Raw genomic sequence first — 17,979 nt, 5'->3', positions numbered from 1 at the left:
TTTAGCCTTATACTCTTGCGTTTACCGCCCGCCGTGCGAGGCCATCTTGGACAAGATCCTGATTCGTGGGGCTCGAACCCACAACCTGAAGAACATCGACCTGACCCTGCCCAGGGACAAGCTGATCGTGATCACCGGCTTGTCCGGGTCCGGCAAGTCGTCACTGGCCTTCGATACCTTGTATGCCGAAGGGCAACGCCGCTACGTGGAATCGCTGTCGGCCTATGCCCGGCAATTCCTCTCGATGATGGAAAAACCCGACGTCGACACCATCGAAGGCCTGTCGCCGGCGATCTCCATCGAACAGAAGTCGACGTCGCATAACCCGCGCTCGACGGTCGGTACCATCACCGAAATCTACGATTACTTGCGCCTGTTGTATGCCCGTGTAGGCACCCCGCGCTGCCCGGACCACGATATCCCGCTGGAGGCCCAGACCGTCAGCCAGATGGTCGACCTGGTGCTGGCCCAGCCCGAAGGCGCCAAGCTGATGTTGCTGGCGCCGGTGATTCGCGAGCGCAAGGGTGAGCATCTGTCGGTGTTCGAAGAGCTGCGGGCGCAGGGCTTTGTCCGCGCGCGGGTCAACGGCCGGCTTTGCGAACTGGACGAAGTGCCCAAGCTCGACAAGCAGAAGAAGCACTCCATCGATGTGGTGGTCGACCGCTTCAAGGTCCGTGGCGATCTGCAACAACGCCTGGCCGAGTCCTTCGAGACCGCGCTGAAGCTGGCGGACGGCATCGCCCTGGTGGCGCCGATGGACGACGAACCCGGCGAGGAGATGATCTTCTCCGCGCGGTTCGCCTGCCCGATCTGCGGCCATGCCATCAGCGAGCTGGAACCCAAGCTGTTCTCCTTCAACAACCCGGCCGGCGCCTGCCCGACCTGTGACGGCCTGGGGGTGAAGCAGTTCTTCGACACCAAGCGCCTGGTCAATGGCGAGCTGACCCTGGCCGAGGGCGCGATCCGCGGCTGGGACCGGCGCAACGTCTATTACTTCCAGATGCTCGGGTCGCTGGCGGCCCACTACGGCTTCAGCCTGGAAGTGCCGTTCAACACGTTGCCGGCGGACCAGCAGAAACTTCTTCTGCAAGGCAGCGGCAGCCAGAACGTCGACTTCAAGTACCTCAACGACCGCGGCGATATCGTCAAGCGCTCCCACCCGTTCGAAGGCATCGTGCCGAACCTGGAGCGTCGTTACCGCGAAACCGAATCGGCTACCGTGCGTGAAGAGCTGGCCAAGTTCCTCAGCACCCAACCCTGCCCGGATTGCCGCGGCACCCGCCTGCGTCGCGAGGCGCGGCACGTGTGGGTGGGCGAGAAGACCCTGCCGGCGGTGACCAACCTGCCGATCGGCGATGCCTGCGAATACTTCGGCGTGCTCAAGCTGACCGGACGCCGTGGGGAAATCGCCGACAAGATTCTCAAGGAAATCCGCGAGCGCCTGCAGTTCCTGGTCAACGTCGGCCTGGATTATCTGTCCCTCGACCGCAGTGCCGACACCCTGTCCGGCGGCGAGGCGCAGCGCATTCGCCTGGCTAGCCAGATCGGTGCCGGCCTGGTGGGGGTGTTGTACATCCTCGATGAGCCGTCCATCGGTTTGCACCAGCGGGACAACGACCGTCTGCTCGGCACCCTGAAGCACCTGCGTGACATCGGCAACACTGTGATCGTGGTCGAGCACGATGAAGACGCAATTCGCCTGGCGGATTATGTGGTCGACATCGGCCCGGGTGCGGGCGTGCATGGCGGCCATATCGTCGCCGAAGGAACGCCGGCCGAGGTCATGGCTCATCCAGACTCGTTGACCGGCAAGTACTTGTCCGGCCGGGTGAAGATTGAAGTACCGGGCAAACGCACACCGCGCAACAAGAAGCAGGTGCTGAATCTCAAGGGCGCGCGTGGCAACAACTTGCGCAACGTCGACCTGGAGATCCCGCTGGGCCTGCTGACCTGCGTGACGGGCGTGTCCGGTTCCGGCAAGTCGACACTGATCAACAACACCCTGTTCCCCCTCAGTGCCACCGCGCTCAATGGCGCGACCACACTGGAAGCCGCGGCCCACGACAGCATCAACGGCCTGCAGCACCTGGACAAGGTCGTGGATATCGACCAGAGCCCCATCGGTCGTACCCCGCGTTCGAATCCGGCGACCTACACCGGCTTGTTCACGCCGATCCGCGAGCTGTTCGCTGGCGTGCCGGAATCCCGTTCACGGGGTTACGGTCCGGGGCGCTTCTCGTTCAACGTCAAGGGCGGGCGCTGCGAAGCCTGCCAGGGCGATGGCCTGATCAAGGTGGAGATGCACTTCCTGCCGGACATCTATGTGCCGTGCGATGTGTGCAAGAGCAAGCGTTACAACCGCGAAACCCTGGAGGTCAAGTACAAGGGCAAGAGCATCCACGAGGTGCTGGAGATGACCATCGAAGAGGCGCGAGAGTTCTTCGATGCGGTTCCGGCGCTGGCGCGCAAGCTGCAGACGCTGATGGATGTGGGCCTGTCGTATATCAAGCTGGGGCAATCGGCGACCACCTTGTCCGGTGGCGAGGCGCAGCGGGTCAAGCTGTCCCGCGAGCTGTCCAAGCGCGACACCGGCAAGACCCTGTATATCCTCGACGAGCCAACCACCGGCCTGCACTTCGCGGATATCCAGCAGTTGCTGGACGTGCTGCATCGCCTGCGTGACCACGGCAACACCGTGGTGGTGATCGAGCACAACCTGGATGTGATCAAGACCGCCGACTGGTTGGTGGATCTCGGGCCGGAAGGTGGTTCCAAGGGCGGACAGATCATTGCGGTCGGTACGCCGGAGCAGGTTGCGGAGATGTCGCAGTCCCATACCGGGCATTACCTGAAGCCGCTGTTGCTGCGCGATCGGGCGTAACCGCATGAAATGAAAAAGCCCCTGTCATTGAGCGATGACAGGGGCTTTTTTATTGAGGCTGAAATCGCTATCGCCGGCAAGCCAGCTCCTACAAGGGTCAGATACGGCGATACCTCTGCGGTGAACGCCGAACCGTAGGAGCCGGCTCGCTGGCGATCCGCTGCGCAGCAGCGGCCATTCTCAAAACTGCGATTGCAGGTAATTCTGCAAACCGATGGACTTGATCAACCCCAACTGCTTCTCCAGCCAGTAGGTGTGATCTTCCTCGGTATCGGCCAACTGTTGGCGCAGGATCTCGCGGGTGACGTAATCCTTGTGCAGTTCACAGAGTTCGATGCCCTTGCACAGCGCGGCACGCACTTTGTATTCCAGGCGCAGGTCGGCGGCGAACATGTCCGGCACCGTGGTACCGATATCCAGGTCGTCCGGACGCATGCGTGGCGTGCCTTCCAGCATCAGGATCCGTCGCATCAGTGCATCGGCGTGTTGTGCCTCTTCTTCCATCTCGTGATTGATGCGCTCGTAGAGCTTGCTGAAGCCCCAGTCCTCGTACATCCGCGAATGGATGAAATACTGATCACGAGCCGCCAGTTCCCCGGTCAGCAACGTGTTGAGGTAATCGACTACGACCTGGTTACCTTGCATAACCCTACATCTCCCTGCTTGAAAGGCTGTATTTTGAACCAAGCTGACCGCAAGGTCACTGCAAAAGCGCAAATAATGTGAAGAATTTCCGAGAAAAGCAGCCTAAAAAACGCAAAAACCGCCCAAAGTGAGGGCGGTTCTGCTTCTCGTTTAGACTTAGTTCAGCACTACGCCCAAAGCCTTGGCAATGCCTTCACCGTAAGCCTGATCGGCCTTGAAGAAATGCTGCAACTGACGCTCGACCACATCGTCGGAAACACCCGCCATCGCACCGGCAATATTGCTGATCAGCAGCGCTTTCTGCTCGGCGCTCATCAGGCGGAACAACGCACCGGCGTGACTGTAGTAGTCGGTATCTTCGCGGTGATCGTAACGATCCGCCGCACCACTGAGGGCCAAGGCTGGCTCAGCGTAGCGAGGAGCCTGTTTGGGCGCTTCGACGTAGCTGTTCGGCTCGTAGTTCGGCGCAGCGCCACCGTTGCTGCCAAAGGCCATGGAGCCGTCACGCTGGTAGCTGTTGACCGGGCTGCGTGGAGCATTCACCGGCAGTTGCTGGTGATTGGTGCCGACACGGTAGCGGTGGGCATCGGCATAGGCGAAGACCCGGCCTTGCAGCATGCGGTCCGGCGACAGGCCGACACCCGGCACCATGTTGCTCGGAGCGAACGCCGCCTGCTCGACTTCAGCGAAGTAGTTCAGCGGATTGCGGTTGAGCTCCAGTTCGCCGACTTCGATCAGCGGGAACTCTTTCTGCGACCAGGTCTTGGTCACGTCGAAAGGGTTCTCGTAATGCGCCGCGGCCTGGGCCTCGGTCATGATCTGGATGCACACGCTCCATTTCGGGAAGTCGCCGCGCTCGATGGCGCCGAACAGATCGCGCTGGGCGTAGTCAGGATCGGTACCCGCCAGGCGGGCCGCCTCGGCCGGTGCCAGGTTCTTGATCCCCTGCTTGGTCTTGTAGTGCCATTTCACCCAGTGACGCTCGCCCTTGGCGTTGATCAGGCTGTAGGTGTGGCTGCCGAAGCCGTGCATGTGACGGTAGCCGTCCGGGATCCCACGGTCAGAGAACAGGATGGTGACCTGGTGCAGCGCCTCAGGCGAGTGCGACCAGAAGTCCCACATCATCTGCGCGCTTTTCAGGTTGCTTTGCGGCAGGCGTTTCTGGGTGTGGATAAAGTCGGGGAATTTCAGCGGATCGCGGATAAAGAACACCGGTGTGTTGTTGCCGACAATGTCCCAGTTGCCTTCCTCGGTGTAGAACTTCAGGGCGAAGCCCCGTGGATCGCGCTCGGTATCAGCCGAACCGCGCTCGCCACCGACGGTGGAGAAACGCAGAAAGGTCGGGGTCTGCTTGCCCACGGACTCGAACAGCTTGGCGCTGGTGTACTGGGTAATGTCCTTGGAAACGGTGAACGTACCGTAGGCTCCCGAGCCCTTGGCGTGGACACGGCGCTCAGGGATGTTTTCACGGTTGAAGTGAGCGAGCTTCTCGATCAGGTGAAAGTCGTCGAGCAGCAGCGGGCCACGGGGGCCGGCGGAACGGGAATTCTGGTTATCCGCAACGGGCGCACCGCTGGCGGTGGTCAGCGTTTTGTTCTGGCTCATGCTTATCCTTCCTCTCTCGGTCTTGGTGCTGCCGGCTAATCGGCTGAGGAGGAGTATTGACCATCAACATGACACCTACAAATTCATTAAATAATTGCCTTTAATAGAAATACACTATCGAATGATCTTTGCTTAATAGCAGACACAAAAAACCGGGCACTAGGCCCGGTTTCTTGTTTCAGACTGACGTCTTACTCGGCAGATACAGCTTCGCCGGCAGTAGCACGATCAACCAACTCGACGTACGCCATAGGCGCGTTGTCGCCAGTGCGGAAACCGCACTTGAGGATGCGCAGGTAGCCACCCTCACGGGTAGCGTAACGCTTGCCCAGGTCGTTGAAGAGCTTACCAACGATAGCTTTCGAACGAGTACGGTCGAAAGCCAGACGGCGGTTAGCCAGGCTATCTACTTTGGCCAGAGTGATCAGCGGCTCAGCAACGCGACGCAGTTCTTTGGCTTTTGGCAGAGTCGTTTTGATCAGCTCGTGCTCGAACAGCGACACTGCCATGTTTTGAAACATGGCCTTGCGGTGCGAGCTGGTGCGGCTCAGGTGACGACCACTTTTACGATGACGCATGGTTCATTCCTTACCAAACACAACGTTCGGTGATTACGACGATCAGGCAGTCGCCTTGTCGTCCTTCTTAAGACTTGCAGGCGGCCAGTTGTCGAGGCGCATGCCGAGGGACAGACCGCGGGAGGCCAGAACGTCCTTGATTTCAGTCAAGGATTTCTTGCCCAGGTTCGGAGTCTTCAACAGCTCTACTTCGGTACGCTGAATCAGGTCGCCGATGTAGTAGATGTTTTCCGCCTTAAGGCAGTTAGCCGAACGTACAGTCAGTTCCAGATCGTCAACCGGGCGAAGCAGGATCGGATCGATCTCGTCTTCCTGCTCGATTACCACTGGCTCACTGTCACCTTTGAGGTCGACGAACGCAGCCAACTGCTGTTGCAGGATGGTTGCAGCACGGCGGATAGCCTCTTCAGGATCCAGAGTACCGTTGGTTTCCAGATCAATAACCAGCTTGTCCAGATTGGTGCGCTGCTCGACACGGGCGTTTTCCACCACGTAAGCGATACGGCGAACCGGGCTGAACGAAGAGTCGAGCTGCAAGCGACCAATGCTGCGGCTTTCGTCTTCATCGCTCTGACGCGAGTCTGCTGGTTCATAACCACGACCACGAGCTACGGTGAGCTTCATGTTCAAGGCGCCGTTAGACGCCAGGTTGGCGATTACGTGATCGGGGTTAACGATCTCGACATCATGATCCAGCTGAATATCGGCAGCGGTAACCACCCCCGAACCCTTCTTCGACAAGGTCAGCGTAACTTCGTCACGGCCGTGCAGCTTGATAGCCAAACCTTTAAGGTTCAACAGGATTTCAATGACGTCTTCCTGTACACCTTCGATGGCGCTGTACTCGTGGAGCACACCGTCAATCTCGGCCTCGACTACTGCACAGCCTGGCATTGAGGACAACAGGATGCGGCGCAGCGCGTTGCCCAGGGTATGGCCAAAACCACGCTCGAGAGGCTCGAGGGTGATTTTAGCGCGGGTTGGACTGACAACCTGCACGTCAATGTGACGGGGTGTCAGGAACTCATTTACCGAAATCTGCATGGATGCACCTATTTTCTAGCCCTTACTTGGAGTAGAGCTCGACAATCAGGCTTTCGTTGATGTCGGCGGAGAGGTCACTGCGAGCAGGCACGTTCTTGAAAACGCCCGACTTCTTCTCAGTGTCCACTTCTACCCATTCTACGCGGCCACGCTGGGCACACAGATCGAGAGCCTGGACAATGCGCAGTTGATTCTTAGCTTTCTCACGAATAGCTACCACGTCACCAGCACGAACCTGGTAGGACGGGACGTTGACGGTTTTGCCGTTAACGCTGATCGACTTGTGCGATACCAGTTGACGGGATTCGGCACGAGTCGAGCCAAAACCCATACGGTATACAACGTTGTCCAGACGGCATTCGAGCAGTTGCAGCAGGTTTTCACCGGTTGCGCCTTTACGGCCGGCAGCTTCTTTGTAGTAGCCGCTGAACTGACGCTCAAGAACGCCATAAATACGACGGACCTTCTGCTTTTCACGCAGTTGGGTGCCGTAGTCGGACTGGCGACCGCGGCGTTGGCCGTGGATACCAGGTGCTGCTTCGATGTTGCACTTGGATTCGATAGCGCGCACGCCGCTCTTCAGGAAGAGATCGGTGCCTTCGCGACGAGCCAGTTTGCATTTTGGACCAATGTAACGAGCCATTCTTTACAATCTCCTGGATTACACGCGGCGCTTCTTCGGCGGACGGCACCCGTTGTGCGGGATTGGCGTCACGTCGGTGATGCTGGCGATCTTATAGCCACAGCCGTTCAATGCACGGACAGCGGACTCACGACCTGGACCTGGACCTTTGACGTTAACGTCGAGGTTTTTCAGGCCATATTCCAGCGCAGCTTGACCAGCACGCTCAGCAGCTACTTGAGCAGCGAACGGGGTGGACTTGCGGGAACCGCGGAAACCCGAACCACCGGAGGTAGCCCAGGAAAGAGCGTTACCTTGACGGTCGGTGATGGTCACGATGGTGTTGTTGAAAGACGCGTGGATGTGGGCGATGCCATCAACCACTGTCTTTTTAATTTTCTTACGAGGACGAGCAGCAGGTTTTGCCATGACTAGATTCCTGTCGATTCGCTGGTGCGATTACTTGCGGATCGGCTTACGCGGACCTTTGCGAGTACGCGCGTTGGTCTTGGTACGCTGACCGCGTACTGGCAGACCACGACGATGGCGCAGACCGCGGTAGCAGCCCAAGTCCATCAAGCGTTTGATTTTCATGTTGATTTCGCGACGCAGGTCACCTTCAGTGGTGAACTTCGCCACTTCGCCACGCAGCTGTTCAATCTGCTCGTCGCTCAGATCCTTGATCTTTGCGGCTGGGTTGACCCCAGTCACCGCACAAATTTTCTGTGCAGTAGTGCGACCAACACCATAGATGTAGGTCAGCGAGATAACAGTGTGCTTGTTATCTGGAATGTTAACGCCTGCAATACGGGCCATTCAGTGGGACTCCAATTGACAGCTACCTACGCCCCGGAAGCCAAGAAATAGGGCGCGAGATAATATCGCTGTAATAACAAATAATCAACCCAGCAGCGCACTAGCTGCTGGGCTTTAAGCAGATCACACTCAGCCTTGGCGCTGTTTGTGACGCGGTTCCGCGCTGCAAATTACTCGAACCACACCTTCGCGGCGAATAATCTTGCAGTTACGGCACAGCTTTTTCACCGATGCACGAACTTTCATCACCAACTCCTCGAACCTTATGGGTCAGCGCAGCATGCCGCTGCCGTAACCCTTCAGGTTGGCTTTCTTCATCAGGGATTCGTACTGGTGCGAAACGAGGTGCGATTGTACTTGGGACATGAAGTCCATCACAACCACGACCACGATCAGCAACGAGGTCCCGCCAAGGTAGAACGGAACGTTTGCCGCAACCACCAGGAACTGGGGCAGCAGGCACACGGCCGTCATATAAAGAGCACCGAACATGGTCAAACGGGTCAGAACGCCATCAATGTAGCGCGCCGACTGCTCGCCTGGACGGATACCCGGAATAAAGGCACCGGACTTCTTCAGGTTTTCCGCTACGTCTTTCGGATTGAACATCAACGCCGTATAGAAGAAGCAGAAGAAAATAATCCCTGCACTAAACAGCAGAATATTCAACGGCTGACCAGGAGCGATCGACTGCGAGATGTCCTGCAACCAGCCCATACCTTCAGACTGACCGAACCAGGCACCCAGCGAAGCCGGGAACAGCAAAATGCTGCTCGCGAAGATAGCAGGAATAACACCGGCCATATTCACCTTCAGCGGCAGGTGGCTGGTCTGCGCAGCGAAGACCTTGCGGCCCTGCTGACGCTTGGCGTAGTGAACAGCAATACGACGCTGGCCACGCTCAATGAACACCACGAAACCGATGATCGCTACTGCCAACAAACCGATGGCAACCAGGGCGAAGATATTGATATCACCCTGACGCGCAGACTCGAAAGACTGCCCGATTGCTCTCGGAAGACCGGCGACGATACCCGAAAAAATCAACATCGAGATACCGTTGCCCACACCGCGCTCGGTAATCTGCTCGCCCAACCACATCATGAACATCGCGCCGGCCACGAAAGTGGACACCGCAACGAAATGGAAGCTGAAGCCAGCACTAAACGAGACGCCCTGGTTAGCCAGGCCAATGGACATGCCAATGGCTTGAACAAGTGCCAGGACGACGGTGCCATAGCGGGTGTATTGGCTGATCTTACGACGACCAGCCTCACCTTCCTTCTTCAACTGCTCCAGCTGCGGGCTGACGGCGGACATCAGTTGCATGATGATCGATGCCGAAATGTACGGCATGATCCCCAGTGCAAAGATGCTCATCCGTTCCAGCGCGCCGCCGGAAAACATGTTGAACAAGCTAAGAATGGTCCCCTCATTCTGTCGAAACAGGTCCGCCAGCCGGTCCGGGTTGATACCTGGAACTGGGATGTGCGCGCCTATCCGGTAGACGATAATCGCCAGGAATAGAAAACGCAGTCGAGCCCAGAGCTCGGATAACCCGCCTTTGCTGAGCGCTGAGAGAGCACCTTGCTTAGCCATTTATTCCTCGAACTTGCCGCCAGCTGCTTCGATAGCCGCACGCGCACCTTTGGTGGCTGCGATGCCCTTGATAGTTACTGCGCGAGTCACTTCGCCCGACAGCATGATTTTCACACGCTGTACGTTCTGGTTGATCACGTTGGCATCTTTCAGGGACTGCACGGTAACGACGTCGCCTTCCACTTTGGCCAGCTCGGACAGACGCACTTCTGCGCGGTCCATGGCTTTCAGGGAAACGAAACCGAACTTCGGCAGGCGACGATGCAGCGGCTGTTGACCGCCTTCAAAGCCTGGAGCAATGGTGCCACCGGAGCGGGAGGTCTGACCTTTGTGGCCACGGCCACCGGTCTTACCCAAACCGCTACCGATACCACGGCCCGGACGATGCTTTTCGCGACGGGAACCCGGCGCTGGACTCAGATCATTGAGTTTCATCGATTAACCCTCTACACGCAGCATGTAGTAAGCCTTGTTGATCATCCCGCGATTCTCGGGAGTATCCAGGACTTCTACAGTGTGACCGATGCGACGCAGACCCAGACCCTTAACGCACAGTCTGTGGTTAGGGATGCGGCCGGTCATGCTTTTGATCAGCGTTACTTTTACAGTTGCCATGATCAACGGATCTCCGCTGCAGTTTTGCCGCGCTTGGCAGCAATGGACTCAGGGGACTGCATAGCCTTCAAACCCTTGAAAGTGGCGTGAACCACGTTTACCGGGTTAGTCGAGCCGTAGCACTTGGCCAGAACGTTCTGCACACCGGCCACTTCGAGGACAGCACGCATAGCGCCGCCAGCGATGATACCGGTACCTTCAGAAGCAGGCTGCATGTAAACCTTCGAAGCGCCGTGGGCGGACTTCATGGCGTACTGCAGAGTGGTGCCGTTCAGATCAACCTGGATCATGTTGCGGCGAGCAGCTTCCATAGCCTTCTGGATCGCGGCAGGCACTTCACGTGACTTGCCACGGCCGAAGCCTACACGGCCTTTACCATCACCCACCACGGTCAACGCGGTGAAGGTGAAGATACGGCCGCCTTTAACGGTTTTGGCTACGCGGTTAACTTGAACCAGCTTCTCGATGTAGCCTTCGTCGCGCTTTTGGTCGTTATTTGACATAACTTAGAACTCCAGCCCAGCTTCACGAGCAGCATCAGCCAGCGCCTTGACGCGGCCGTGATACTTGAAGCCAGAGCGGTCGAAAGCCACCTGCGAGACGCCAGCGGCTTTAGCACGCGTAGCGACCAGCTGGCCAACCTTAGTGGCCGCGTCGATGTTGCCAGTGGCACCATCACGCAGTTCTTTGTCCAAAGTCGAGGCACTTGCCAGAACTTTGTTGCCGTCGGCCGAAATGACCTGGGCGTAGATGTGCTGCGAAGAGCGGAACACGCAGAGACGCACGACTTCGAGTTCGTGCATTTTCAGGCGTGCTTTGCGAGCGCGACGCAGTCGAGTAACTTTTTTGTCGGTCATTTGCTATGCCCTACTTCTTCTTGGCTTCTTTACGACGGACGACTTCGTCCGCGTAGCGCACACCTTTGCCTTTGTACGGCTCTGGTGGACGGAAGTCGCGGATCTCAGCGGCCACCTGACCTACCAGCTGCTTATCGATGCCCTTGATCAGGATATCGGTTTGGCTAGGGGTCTCAGCGGTGATGCCTTCCGGCAGTTCGTAATCCACTGGGTGCGAGAAGCCAAGGGCCAGGTTCAACACCGTGCCTTTTGCTTGCGCTTTGTAACCAACACCGACCAGCTGGAGCTTGCGCTCGAAGCCTTGGCTTACGCCTTGGACCATGTTGTTTACCAACGCACGCGTGGTACCGGCCATTGCGCGAGTTTGTTGATCGCCATTGCGAGCAGCGAAACGCAGCTCACCAGCTTCTTCAACGATCTCAACGGACGAATGGATGTTCAGTTCAAGAGTACCCTTGGCACCCTTCACCGAAAGCTGTTGGCCTGCGAATTTGACTTCGACACCGGCTGGCAGCTTAACGGGGTTCTTAGCGACGCGAGACATGCTTATCCCCCCTTAGAACACAGTGCAAAGAACTTCGCCGCCGACACCGGCAGCGCGCGCAGCACGATCCGTCATCACACCTTTGTTGGTGGAGACGATAGACACGCCAAGACCGCCACGAACTTTCGGCAGATCCTCAACGGACTTGTACTGACGCAGGCCTGGACGGCTAACGCGCTTCACTTCTTCGATGACCGGACGGCCTTCGAAGTATTTCAGCTCGATGGATAGCAACGGCTTGGTTTCGCTGCTGATCTGATAACCCGCGATGTAACCTTCGTCCTTCAGGACTTTTGCTACAGCCACCTTCAACGTGGAAGACGGCATGCTTACGACGGACTTTTCAGCCATCTGGGCATTACGGATTCGAGTTAGCATGTCCGCTAACGGGTCCTGCATACTCATGGGCTAGACGCTCCTGATACAAAAAGAATTAGCCTTGCGGCTACAACTGTCGCCGAGTATCTCCACACGTAAAAAGTGCAGGCTCAGGCGAGCCGGTCATTCTAGACACACCCCAGAAATGAATCAAGCCCCAAAAGGGGCTTGTTTCATACTCAAGGTCACCAATGGTCGGTTCTTGCGAGTCCGACCACCGCGACTTGGGCGGTATGGCTTACCAGCTGGCTTTAACCAGACCTGGTACGTCACCACGCATGGCCGCTTCACGCAGCTTGTTACGGCCGAGGCCGAACTTGCGGTAAACGCCGTGCGGACGACCGGTGATGCGGCAGCGGTTACGCATGCGCGAAGCGCTGGCGTCACGTGGCTGCTTCTGCAGGGCAACCGAAGCTTCCCAACGCGCTTCTGGACTTGCGTTCAGATCGACGATGATAGCTTTCAGTGCTGCACGCTTGGTGGCGTACTTGGCAACGGTGAGCTGACGCTTCAGCTCACGGTTTTTCATGCTCTTCTTGGCCATTTTCCTACTCCAATCAGTTGCGGAACGGGAATTTGAAAGCACGCAGCAATGCGCGACCTTCATCATCGTTCTTGGCAGTGGTGGTCAGGGTAATGTCCAGACCGCGCAGAGCATCGATCTTGTCGTAATCGATTTCCGGGAAAATGATCTGCTCTTTCACGCCCATGCTGTAGTTGCCACGACCGTCGAAGGACTTGGCATTCAGGCCGCGGAAGTCGCGAACCCGAGGCAGGGAGATCGACAGCAGACGATCCAGGAACTCATACATACGATCGCGACGCAGGGTCACTTTGACACCGATCGGCCAACCTTCGCGGACTTTGAAGCCAGCGATGGATTTGCGAGCGTGAGTCACAACGACTTTCTGGCCGGTGATCTTCTCCAGGTCAGCCACAGCGTGCTCGATGATTTTCTTGTCACCGATCGCTTCGCCCAGACCCATGTTCAGGGTGATCTTGGTAATGCGCGGAACTTCCATCACGTTCGCGAGCTTAAGTTCTTCCTTAAGCTTCGGAGCGATTTCCTTCCGGTAAATCTCTTTCAGTCGTGCCATGGTCTTCTACCTAGCAGTGTTCAAGCATCAACCGCTTTTTGGGTCGACTTGAAGACACGAATTTTTTTGCCGTCTTCTACTTTGAAACCAACGCGGTCAGCCTTGTTGGTTTCGCCGTTGAAAATGGCGACGTTGGAAGCGTGCAGTGGCGCTTCTTTTTCGACGATACCGCCCTGTACGCCCGACATCGGGTTAGGCTTGGTATGACGCTTGACCAGGTTCAGACCACCGATGACCAGACGGTCATCAGCGAGAACCTTAAGCACCTTACCGCGCTTACCTTTGTCTTTGCCGGCGATCACGATGATCTCGTCGTCACGACGAATCTTTTGCATGTCGGATCTCCTTACAGCACTTCTGGGGCGAGCGAGACGATCTTCATGAACTTCTCAGTACGAAGTTCACGGGTCACTGGCCCAAAGATACGGGTGCCGATCGGCTCTTGCTTGTTGTTCAACAGAACAGCAGCGTTGCCATCAAAGCGGATGATGGAGCCGTCAGCACGACGGACGCCATGGCGAGTGCGGACTACAACAGCAGTCATCACTTGGCCTTTCTTCACTTTACCGCGCGGAATTGCTTCCTTGACGGTTACTTTGATGATGTCACCGATACCAGCGTAACGACGATGCGAGCCACCCAGCACCTTGATGCACATAACGCGGCGAGCGCCGCTGTTATCGGCCACATCGAGCATGGATTGAGTCTGAATCATATAATTTCTCCGACCCCTAGCCCTTAGACTTCCACAGCGCGTTCGAGAACATCAACCAGCGCCCAAGACTTGGTCTTGGCCATCGGACGAGTTTCACGAATCGTGACCTTGTCGCCAATGTGGCACTGGTTGGTTTCGTCGTGCGCGTGCAGCTTAGTCGAACGCTTAACGTATTTACCGTAGATCGGGTGCTTTACGCGACGCTCGATCAGAACGGTGATGGTCTTGTCCATTTTGTCGCTGACAACACGGCCAGTCAGCGTACGGACGGTCTTTTCGGCTTCAGCCATGATCACTTACCTGCCTGCTGGTTGAGCACAGTCTTCACACGAGCAATATCGCGCTTAACTTGCGAGAGCAGGTGAGACTGCCCCAACTGGCCAGTTGCTTTCTGCATACGCAGATTGAACTGGTCGCGCAGCAGGCCGAGCAGTTGCTCGTTCAGCTGCTGTGCTGATTTTTCACGAAGTTCATTCGCTTTCATCACATCACCGTCCGTTTAACAAAAGCGGTGGCGAGCGGCAGCTTTGCAGCAGCCAGGGCAAAAGCCTCACGCGCCAGCTCTTCAGTAACACCCTCGATTTCATACAGGACTTTGCCTGGCTGAATCTGGGCAACCCAGTACTCCACGTTACCCTTACCTTTACCCATCCGAACTTCGAGGGGCTTTTTGGAAATAGGCTTGTCCGGGAATACACGGATCCAGATCTTGCCGCCACGTTTTACGTGACGGGTCAGAGCACGACGCGCTGACTCGATCTGACGAGCGGTGAGACGACCACGAGCAACAGACTTCAGCGCGAACTCGCCGAAGCTGACTTTGCTACCGCGCTGAGCCAGACCACGGTTGTGGCCTGTCATCTGCTTGCGGAACTTCGTACGCTTTGGTTGCAACATTTGGCGTACCCCTTACTTAGCAGCTTTTTTACGAGGCGCTGGTGCTTGTGGTTTCAGTTCTTCTTGGCGACCACCAATTACTTCGCCTTTGAAGATCCAAACCTTTACACCGATCACACCGTAAGTGGTGTGAGCTTCGTAGTTGGCATAGTCGATGTCGGCACGCAGGGTGTGCAGTGGCACACGACCTTCGCGATACCATTCAGTACGTGCGATTTCAGCACCGCCGAGACGACCGCTCACTTGGATTTTGATGCCTTTGGCACCAATGCGCATGGCGTTCTGTACGGCGCGCTTCATGGCGCGACGGAACATCACACGACGCTCCAGCTGCTGAGCTACGCTCTGGGCAACCAGCATACCGTCGAGCTCCGGCTTGCGGATCTCTTCGATATTGATGTGCACAGGCACACCCATTTGCTTGGTCAGGTCCTGACGCAGTTTCTCAACATCCTCACCCTTCTTCCCGATAACGATACCTGGACGAGCGGTGTGGATGGTGATGCGTGCAGTTTGGGCCGGACGATGGATATCGATACGGCTTACGGACGCGCTTTTTAGTTTGTCTTGGAGGTACTCACGCACTTTCAGATCTGCGAGCAAATAGTCCGCATAAGTCCGACCGTCTGCGTACCAGACGGAGGTGTGCTCCTTGACGATTCCCAGGCGAATGCCAATGGGATGTACTTTCTGACCCATCTCTTCGACTCCGTTACTTGTCAGCAACCTTGACAGTGATATGGCAAGACCGCTTGACGATGCGATCAGCCCGGCCTTTGGCACGTGGCATGATGCGCTTCAGCGAACGCCCTTCGTTGACGAAAACGGTGCTGACCTTCAGGTCATCAACGTCTGCGCCTTCGTTATGCTCGGCGTTGGCTACGGCCGACTCCAGCACTTTCTTCATGATCTCGGCGGCTTTCTTACTGCTGAAAGCCAACAAGTTGAGCGCTTCGCCCACCTTCTTCCCGCGGATCTGGTCGGCGACCAAGCGGGCTTTCTGGGCGGAGATTCGAGCGCCCGACAACTTAGCGGCTACTTCCATTTCCTAACCCCTTAACGCTTGGCTTTCTTGTCAGCCACGTGCCCACGATATGTGCGGGTACCGGCAAACTCGCCCAGTTTGTGGCCGACCATGTCTTCGTTCACGAGAACGGGGACGTGTTGACGACCGTTATGCACTGCAATGGTCAAACCGACCATTTGTGGCAGGATCATGGAACGGCGCGACCAGGTCTTAACTGGTTTGCGATCGTTCTTTTCCGCCGCCACTTCGATCTTCTTCAGTAGGTGAAGATCGATAAAAGGACCTTTTTTCAGAGAACGTGGCACTGTCGTATCCCTCTATTTACTTGCGACGACGGACGATCATTTTGTCGGTACGCTTATTACCACGAGTCTTCGCGCCCTTAGTCGGGAAGCCCCACGGCGATACCGGATGACGACCACCAGAGGTACGACCTTCACCACCACCATGTGGGTGGTCAACCGGGTTCATGGCAACACCACGAACGGTTGGGCGAACGCCACGCCAGCGTTTGGCACCGGCTTTACCCAGGGAACGCAGGCTGTGCTCGGAGTTCGAGACTTCGCCCAGCGTTGCACGGCATTCCGACAGCACTTTACGCATTTCACCGGAGCGCAGACGCAGGGTCACGTAGACACCTTCACGAGCGATCAGCTGAGCCGAAGCACCAGCGGAACGAGCGATCTGTGCACCTTTACCTGGCTTCAATTCGATGCCGTGTACGGTGGAACCCACTGGGATGTTGCGCAGTTGCAGAGCGTTACCTGGCTTGATTGGAGCCAGAGCGCCTGCGATCAGCTGGTCGCCAGCACTCACGCCTTTAGGGGCGATGATGTAGCGACGCTCGCCGTCTGCGTACAGCAGCAGAGCGATGTGAGCAGTACGGTTTGGATCGTATTCGATACGCTCGACAGTGGCAGAGATGCCATCTTTGTCGTTGCGACGGAAATCGACCAGACGATAATGCTGCTTATGACCACCACCGATGTGACGAGTGGTAATACGGCCATTGTTGTTACGACCACCAGTCTTCGATTTTTTCTCGAGCAGCGGTGCGTGAGGAGCGCCTTTATGCAGCTCCTTGTTGACCACCTTGACCACAAAACGGCGGCCAGGGGAAGTCGGTTTGCATTTAACGATTGCCATGATGCACCCCTTCCTTACTCAGCACTGCTGCTGAAATCGAGATCTTGGCCTGGCTGAAGGGAGATAACTGCCTTCTTCCAGTCATTACGCTTGCCCAGACCGCGAGCAGTGCGTTTGCTTTTACCCAGGACATTCAGGGTAGTCACACGCTCTACTTTCACGCTGAACAGGCTTTCGACGGCCTTCTTGATTTCCAGCTTGGTTGCGTCAGTCGCAACCTTGAAAACGAACTGACCTTTCTTGTCTGCCAGGACCGTAGCCTTCTCGGAAACGTGCGGGCCAAGCAGAACTTTAAATACGCGTTCCTGGTTCATCCCAGCAGCTCCTCGAATTTCTTCACGGCCGACACGGTGATCAACACCTTGTCGTATGCGATCAGACTAACTGGATCGGAACCCTGTACGTCACGGACATCGACGTGAGGCAGGTTACGAGCAGCCAGGTACAGGTTCTGATCAACAGCGTCAGACACGATCAGAACGTCGGTCAGACTCATGCCAGTCAGCTTGTTCAGCAGGTCTTTGGTTTTCGGCGTTTCAACGGCGAAATCCTGAACCACGACCAGACGATCAGTACGCACCAGCTCAGCAAGGATGGAACGCATTGCTGCGCGATACATCTTCTTGTTCAGCTTCTGGGAGTGATCCTGAGGACGAGCTGCGAAAGTGGTACCGCCGCCACGCCAGATTGGGCTACGGATAGTACCGGCACGAGCACGGCCAGTACCTTTCTGACGCCACGGGCGCTTGCCGCCACCGGAAACGTCGGAACGGGTCTTTTGCTGCTTGCTACCCTGACGGCCGCCAGCCATGTAGGCCACGACTGCTTGGTGAACCAGCGTCTCGTTGAATTCGCCGCCAAATGTCAGTTCGGAAACTTCGATCGCTTGAGCGTCATTTACATTTAATTGCAT

29 protein-coding genes are annotated in these 17,979 nt (G+C 56.8%); 1 reads left to right on the top strand and 28 read right to left on the bottom strand.

The features are described 5' to 3' along the window. The first annotated feature begins 46 nt into the window (after positions 1-46). Complete coding sequence (uvrA, locus tag AC07T0_RS21525) at positions 47-2,881, top strand: excinuclease ABC subunit UvrA (RefSeq protein WP_495003082.1); 2,835 nt, start codon at positions 47-49, stop codon at positions 2,879-2,881. Positions 2,882-3,061: 180 nt separating this feature from the next. Here the strand turns inward: uvrA and bfr are convergent, their stop codons facing one another. The 28 genes from bfr to rplD all read right to left on the bottom strand — a co-directional run bounded on the left by bfr (position 3,062) and on the right by rplD (position 17,979). Beyond that, positions 3,062-3,526: a bacterioferritin gene (gene bfr, locus AC07T0_RS21520; protein ID WP_495003081.1), complete on the bottom strand. Its 465-nt coding sequence runs from the start codon at positions 3,524-3,526 to the stop codon at positions 3,062-3,064. 156 nt (positions 3,527-3,682) lie between these two features. Then, the gene (locus AC07T0_RS21515) at positions 3,683-5,131 is read right to left on the bottom strand and encodes a catalase (RefSeq protein WP_495003080.1); all 1,449 of its coding nucleotides are present in this window, start codon (positions 5,129-5,131) and stop codon (positions 3,683-3,685) included. Positions 5,132-5,322: 191 nt separating this feature from the next. Continuing rightward, positions 5,323-5,709 carry a 50S ribosomal protein L17 gene (rplQ, locus tag AC07T0_RS21510; protein WP_100944360.1) on the bottom strand — a complete coding sequence of 129 codons (387 nt, stop codon included), beginning with the start codon at positions 5,707-5,709 and terminating at the stop codon, positions 5,323-5,325. A 42-nt stretch (positions 5,710-5,751) separates the two neighbouring features. Then, a complete protein-coding gene (locus AC07T0_RS21505; RefSeq protein WP_003176403.1) occupies positions 5,752-6,753 on the bottom strand; it encodes a DNA-directed RNA polymerase subunit alpha in 1,002 nt (333 codons plus the stop codon). Positions 6,754-6,775: 22 nt separating this feature from the next. After that, positions 6,776-7,396 (bottom strand): 30S ribosomal protein S4, encoded by a 621-nt coding sequence (rpsD, locus tag AC07T0_RS21500; protein WP_017123253.1) that lies wholly within the window; start codon positions 7,394-7,396, stop codon positions 6,776-6,778. Positions 7,397-7,414: 18 nt separating this feature from the next. Further along, complete coding sequence (gene rpsK / locus AC07T0_RS21495) at positions 7,415-7,804, bottom strand: 30S ribosomal protein S11 (protein WP_007924177.1); 390 nt, start codon at positions 7,802-7,804, stop codon at positions 7,415-7,417. Positions 7,805-7,834: 30 nt separating this feature from the next. After that, the gene (gene rpsM, locus AC07T0_RS21490) at positions 7,835-8,191 is read right to left on the bottom strand and encodes a 30S ribosomal protein S13 (RefSeq protein WP_003186020.1); all 357 of its coding nucleotides are present in this window, start codon (positions 8,189-8,191) and stop codon (positions 7,835-7,837) included. 129 nt (positions 8,192-8,320) lie between these two features. Next, positions 8,321-8,437, bottom strand: a complete 117-nt coding sequence (gene rpmJ, locus AC07T0_RS21485; RefSeq protein WP_002555468.1) for a 50S ribosomal protein L36 — start codon at positions 8,435-8,437, stop codon at positions 8,321-8,323. Positions 8,438-8,461: 24 nt separating this feature from the next. After that, positions 8,462-9,790 (bottom strand): preprotein translocase subunit SecY, encoded by a 1,329-nt coding sequence (gene secY / locus AC07T0_RS21480; RefSeq protein ID WP_100944359.1) that lies wholly within the window; start codon positions 9,788-9,790, stop codon positions 8,462-8,464. Next, positions 9,791-10,225: a 50S ribosomal protein L15 gene (gene rplO / locus AC07T0_RS21475; RefSeq protein ID WP_010220318.1), complete on the bottom strand. Its 435-nt coding sequence runs from the start codon at positions 10,223-10,225 to the stop codon at positions 9,791-9,793. It lies immediately after the preceding gene. 3 nt (positions 10,226-10,228) lie between these two features. Then, on the bottom strand, positions 10,229-10,405 hold the full coding sequence (gene rpmD / locus AC07T0_RS21470; RefSeq protein ID WP_010438202.1) for a 50S ribosomal protein L30: 177 nt from the start codon (positions 10,403-10,405) through the stop codon (positions 10,229-10,231). Between the two features lie 2 nt (positions 10,406-10,407). Continuing rightward, positions 10,408-10,908: a 30S ribosomal protein S5 gene (gene rpsE / locus AC07T0_RS21465; RefSeq protein ID WP_100944357.1), complete on the bottom strand. Its 501-nt coding sequence runs from the start codon at positions 10,906-10,908 to the stop codon at positions 10,408-10,410. Positions 10,909-10,911: 3 nt separating this feature from the next. Further along, a complete protein-coding gene (gene rplR / locus AC07T0_RS21460; RefSeq protein WP_003186037.1) occupies positions 10,912-11,262 on the bottom strand; it encodes a 50S ribosomal protein L18 in 351 nt (116 codons plus the stop codon). Positions 11,263-11,272: 10 nt separating this feature from the next. After that, positions 11,273-11,806, bottom strand: a complete 534-nt coding sequence (gene rplF / locus AC07T0_RS21455; protein ID WP_003176412.1) for a 50S ribosomal protein L6 — start codon at positions 11,804-11,806, stop codon at positions 11,273-11,275. Between the two features lie 12 nt (positions 11,807-11,818). Beyond that, on the bottom strand, positions 11,819-12,211 hold the full coding sequence (gene rpsH / locus AC07T0_RS21450; protein WP_003228724.1) for a 30S ribosomal protein S8: 393 nt from the start codon (positions 12,209-12,211) through the stop codon (positions 11,819-11,821). Between the two features lie 211 nt (positions 12,212-12,422). Continuing rightward, on the bottom strand, positions 12,423-12,728 hold the full coding sequence (rpsN, locus tag AC07T0_RS21445; RefSeq protein ID WP_100944356.1) for a 30S ribosomal protein S14: 306 nt from the start codon (positions 12,726-12,728) through the stop codon (positions 12,423-12,425). 13 nt (positions 12,729-12,741) lie between these two features. After that, entirely contained in the window at positions 12,742-13,281 is a 540-nt protein-coding gene (gene rplE / locus AC07T0_RS21440; protein ID WP_495003079.1) for a 50S ribosomal protein L5, read from the bottom strand. Positions 13,282-13,301: 20 nt separating this feature from the next. Next, positions 13,302-13,616 carry a 50S ribosomal protein L24 gene (gene rplX / locus AC07T0_RS21435; RefSeq protein WP_071553151.1) on the bottom strand — a complete coding sequence of 105 codons (315 nt, stop codon included), beginning with the start codon at positions 13,614-13,616 and terminating at the stop codon, positions 13,302-13,304. Between the two features lie 11 nt (positions 13,617-13,627). Beyond that, the gene (rplN, locus tag AC07T0_RS21430) at positions 13,628-13,996 is read right to left on the bottom strand and encodes a 50S ribosomal protein L14 (protein ID WP_002555479.1); all 369 of its coding nucleotides are present in this window, start codon (positions 13,994-13,996) and stop codon (positions 13,628-13,630) included. Between the two features lie 23 nt (positions 13,997-14,019). Continuing rightward, positions 14,020-14,286 carry a 30S ribosomal protein S17 gene (rpsQ, locus tag AC07T0_RS21425; protein WP_003194644.1) on the bottom strand — a complete coding sequence of 89 codons (267 nt, stop codon included), beginning with the start codon at positions 14,284-14,286 and terminating at the stop codon, positions 14,020-14,022. Positions 14,287-14,288: 2 nt separating this feature from the next. Then, a complete protein-coding gene (rpmC, locus tag AC07T0_RS21420) occupies positions 14,289-14,480 on the bottom strand; it encodes a 50S ribosomal protein L29 (RefSeq protein ID WP_002555481.1) in 192 nt (63 codons plus the stop codon). Then, the gene (rplP, locus tag AC07T0_RS21415; protein ID WP_003232424.1) at positions 14,480-14,893 is read right to left on the bottom strand and encodes a 50S ribosomal protein L16; all 414 of its coding nucleotides are present in this window, start codon (positions 14,891-14,893) and stop codon (positions 14,480-14,482) included. Before rplP ends, rpmC begins: the two co-directional genes overlap by 1 nt. A 12-nt stretch (positions 14,894-14,905) precedes the next feature. Beyond that, on the bottom strand, positions 14,906-15,592 hold the full coding sequence (rpsC, locus tag AC07T0_RS21410) for a 30S ribosomal protein S3 (protein WP_008065719.1): 687 nt from the start codon (positions 15,590-15,592) through the stop codon (positions 14,906-14,908). 13 nt (positions 15,593-15,605) lie between these two features. Beyond that, complete coding sequence (gene rplV, locus AC07T0_RS21405; protein WP_003103908.1) at positions 15,606-15,938, bottom strand: 50S ribosomal protein L22; 333 nt, start codon at positions 15,936-15,938, stop codon at positions 15,606-15,608. Between the two features lie 11 nt (positions 15,939-15,949). Then, complete coding sequence (gene rpsS, locus AC07T0_RS21400) at positions 15,950-16,225, bottom strand: 30S ribosomal protein S19 (protein WP_002555486.1); 276 nt, start codon at positions 16,223-16,225, stop codon at positions 15,950-15,952. 16 nt (positions 16,226-16,241) lie between these two features. Next, positions 16,242-17,066 carry a 50S ribosomal protein L2 gene (gene rplB / locus AC07T0_RS21395; protein ID WP_103495383.1) on the bottom strand — a complete coding sequence of 275 codons (825 nt, stop codon included), beginning with the start codon at positions 17,064-17,066 and terminating at the stop codon, positions 16,242-16,244. 14 nt (positions 17,067-17,080) lie between these two features. Continuing rightward, the gene (rplW, locus tag AC07T0_RS21390; RefSeq protein WP_002555488.1) at positions 17,081-17,380 is read right to left on the bottom strand and encodes a 50S ribosomal protein L23; all 300 of its coding nucleotides are present in this window, start codon (positions 17,378-17,380) and stop codon (positions 17,081-17,083) included. Continuing rightward, positions 17,377-17,979 (bottom strand): 50S ribosomal protein L4, encoded by a 603-nt coding sequence (rplD, locus tag AC07T0_RS21385; protein WP_121135086.1) that lies wholly within the window; start codon positions 17,977-17,979, stop codon positions 17,377-17,379. Before rplD ends, rplW begins: the two co-directional genes overlap by 4 nt.

Source organism: Pseudomonas sp. GW821-FHT04D07 (genome assembly GCF_059420225.1).
The sequence above is the reverse complement of the archived record's forward strand: the minus strand, read 5'-3'. Positions and strand labels throughout refer to the sequence as shown.